This is a genomic window from Dietzia sp. DQ11-44 (genome assembly GCF_014145205.1).
GTDB lineage: Bacteria > Actinomycetota > Actinomycetes > Mycobacteriales > Mycobacteriaceae > Dietzia > Dietzia natronolimnaea.
On sequence record NZ_JAALEC010000496.1, the window covers coordinates 1 to 2,903 of the forward strand.

The following is a 2,903-nucleotide window of genomic DNA, read 5'->3' on the forward strand; positions in this document are numbered from 1 at the left end:
GCGCCGCCGCGGCTCAACCCGCTGACGATGGCGCTGGCGTTCCCGGCCTACCGCTGGCTGCACGATCCGGACGGTCGCCCCTGGCACCTGCGGGTGCGCGGGCGGTACTGATCCGCGGGCGGTGCTGATCCGCGGGCGGTGCTGAACCGCGGGCGGGACCGCCGGGAGGCCCCGGTCGGTCTGGGTAGGCTGAACCGCGCACGTCGCGTCGATCGACCACCGGAGGCCATGGTGACCCTGCTCTTCCCCGACTACCGCCCCTCCTGGGAGACCGACGACCACCGGCTCCTGCGCGAGCACGCCCGCGCCTTCTTCGCCAAGGAGATGACGCCCAACCAGGAGAAGTGGGCCCGGCAGAAGCACGTGGACCGCGAGACCTGGCTGCGCACCGGCGAGGCCGGGCTGATCTGCCTCGACGTGGCCGAGGAGTTCGGCGGCCAGGGCGGGGACCCGGGCATGGAGTACCTCGTCACCGAGGAACTCGTCTACTCGGGGGACACGGCGTTCGGCATGGGGGTCGGATCGACCATCACCCCCCACTACGTGGCCAACTACGCCACCGACGAGCAGAAGCGGGAGTGGCTGCCCAGGTTGTGCTCCGGTCAGTGGATCTCCGCGATCGCCATGAGCGAGCCCGGTGCCGGTTCGGACCTGCAGGGCGTCCGCACCACCGCGCGGCGTGACGGTGACCAGTACGTCATCAACGGCTCCAAGACCTTCATCTCCAACGGTGGCTCCGCCGACTTCGTGGTGGTGGCGGCCAAGACCGACCTCGACGCAGGCCACAAGGGCATGGCGCTGTTCGCCGTGGAGGCCGACACCCCCGGTTTCGAGCGGGGCCGCGTGCTGGAGAAGATGGGCCGTCACGGCGCCGACACCGCGGAGCTGTTCTTCAACGACATGCGTGTGCCCGCCGCCAACCTCCTCGGCGGCGAGGAGGGGCAGGGCTTCTACCAGCTCATGAACCAGCTCCCGCGCGAGCGCCTGGCGATCGCGGTGGACGCCCTGGCGATGGCCGAGGCCGCCGTGGTGGAGACCCTCGCCTACACCCGTGAGCGGCAGGCCTTCGGCAAGCCGATCCTCGACTTCCAGAACACGCGGTTCGAGCTGGCGGCGTGCAAGACCTCCGTCATGGCCACCCGCACCTTCATCGACCACTGCATCTCCCGCGAGATCGCCGGCGAGCTGGACGCCGTGACCGCCTCGATGGCCAAGCTCCAGGCCACCGACATGCTCGACGACGTGGTGGACCGCTGCCTCCAGCTGTTCGGGGGCTACGGCTACATGATGGAGTACCCCATCGCGCAGAAGTTCGCCGCCGCCCGCGTCATGCGGATCTACGGCGGCACCAACGAGATCATGAAGGAGGTCATCGGCCGGGCGCTGTGACCCGCCGCGCGTGGGCGTCGAGCGGCTACTATCGACAGTCGTCGATACATTCTGCCGGGGGAGCCACCGTGACCGATCGTCCGTCCGTCCTCTTCGTCTGCGTCCACAACGCGGGCCGCTCACAGATGGCCGCGGCCTACACCGAGCACCTGTCCGGAGGCGCGGTGGAGGTCCGCTCGGCCGGGTCGGCGCCGGCGGACTCGATCAACCCGGCCGTCGCCGAGGCGATGGCGGAGGACGGCATCGACATCTCGGCGGCCACGCCGAAGGTCCTCACCACCGAGGCGGTGCGGTCGAGCGACGTGTGCATCACCATGGGCTGCGGTGACGTCTGCCCGGTCTTCCCGGGCAAGCGGTACCTGGACTGGACCCTCGACGACCCCGCCGGTCAGGGTGTCGACGCGGTCAGGCCCATCCGAGACGAGATCAGGCGCCGGGTGACCGGACTCCTCGCCGAGCTCGGCGTGCGCCCGGTCTAGCGTCCGCGCAGGATCTCGGTGAGCTGACGGACGGTGGGCACCTTCCCTCCCAGGATGAGGTCGTCGTCGATCACCAGCCCGGGTGTCTTCATCAGTCCGTAGCCGGCGATCTCGCCGACGTCGGTGACCTCGACGATCTCCGCGTCCTCGCCCAGCGCTGCCAGGGCCTCCCTCGTGCGGGTGACGAGGGTGTGGCAGTTGCGGCAGCCGGGCCCGAGCACCTTGACGATCATGGTTCCTCCTGCATCCGGGGTCAGGCGATCACGTTGAACAGTAGGCCGATGGCGAGGATGCCGGCCGCCACGACGGCGAAGAACAGTGCGAGCAGTGGTGGCCTCATGACCCGCCTGAGCATGATCGCCTGGGGGATGGACAGCGCGATCGAGCTCATGATGAACGCCATGACGGTGCCCAGGCTCATGCCCTTGGCCCACAGTGCCTCGGCGATCGGCACGACCCCGGCTCCGTTGACGTAGAGGGGGATCCCCGCGAGGGTGGCCACGAGCACCGCCAGCGGGTTGTCCGGGCCCGCCCAGCGGAGGAAGAAGTCCTCGGGGACCCACCCGTGGATCACCGCGCCGACGCCGACGCCCACCACCACCCAGATCCACACGCTACGGAGGATGTCGCGGGATTCGCCGAGAGCGGCGTCCACCCGTTCGCGCAGCGAGGGCACGTGGCCGTCCGCGCGGAGTACGGCGACGCGGGTGGTGAAGACGACGTCGTCGACCCACCTGTCGAGCCGGAACCGGGACAGGGCCCATCCCGCGACGAAGGCGATGGCGGCGCCGGCGCCGACGTAGGCCGCGGCGATGTGCCACCCGAACATCTCGCCGATCATGATGGCCGCGATCTCGCTGATGAGCGGGGAGGCGATGAGGAAGGTGAGGGTGACCGAGAGCGGGATCCCCGCGGCCACGAAGCCGATGAACAGTGGGATCGAGCTGCAGGAGCAGAAAGGGGTCACCACGCCGAGCACGATGGCCAGCGTGAGGCCGACGAACAGCCCCCGGCCCTCGAGCCAGTCCCGCGCGC

Annotated in this window: 4 protein-coding genes; 2 read left to right on the plus strand and 2 right to left on the minus strand. The window is 69.9% G+C overall.

The window, feature by feature from the left end:
- The first annotated feature begins 231 nt into the window (after positions 1 to 231).
- Together G6018_RS12455 and G6018_RS12460 are read left to right on the plus strand one after the other, a co-directional pair.
- Positions 232 to 1,389, plus strand: coding sequence for an acyl-CoA dehydrogenase family protein (locus tag G6018_RS12455; protein ID WP_179523632.1), 1,158 nt, complete (start codon positions 232 to 234; stop codon positions 1,387 to 1,389).
- 68 nt (positions 1,390 to 1,457) lie between these two features.
- A complete protein-coding gene (locus G6018_RS12460; protein WP_182609654.1) occupies positions 1,458 to 1,868 on the plus strand; it encodes an arsenate reductase ArsC in 411 nt (136 codons plus the stop codon).
- Here the strand turns inward: G6018_RS12460 and G6018_RS12465 are convergent.
- Positions 1,865 to 2,101: a thioredoxin family protein gene (locus G6018_RS12465; protein WP_182639763.1), complete on the minus strand. Its 237-nt coding sequence runs from the start codon at positions 2,099 to 2,101 to the stop codon at positions 1,865 to 1,867. The two genes, G6018_RS12460 and G6018_RS12465, sit on opposite strands and share 4 nt — an antisense overlap.
- Positions 2,102 to 2,121: 20 nt before the next feature.
- On the minus strand, positions 2,122 to 2,903 hold a 782-nt coding region (locus G6018_RS12470; protein ID WP_182639764.1), incomplete at its 5' end, for a permease.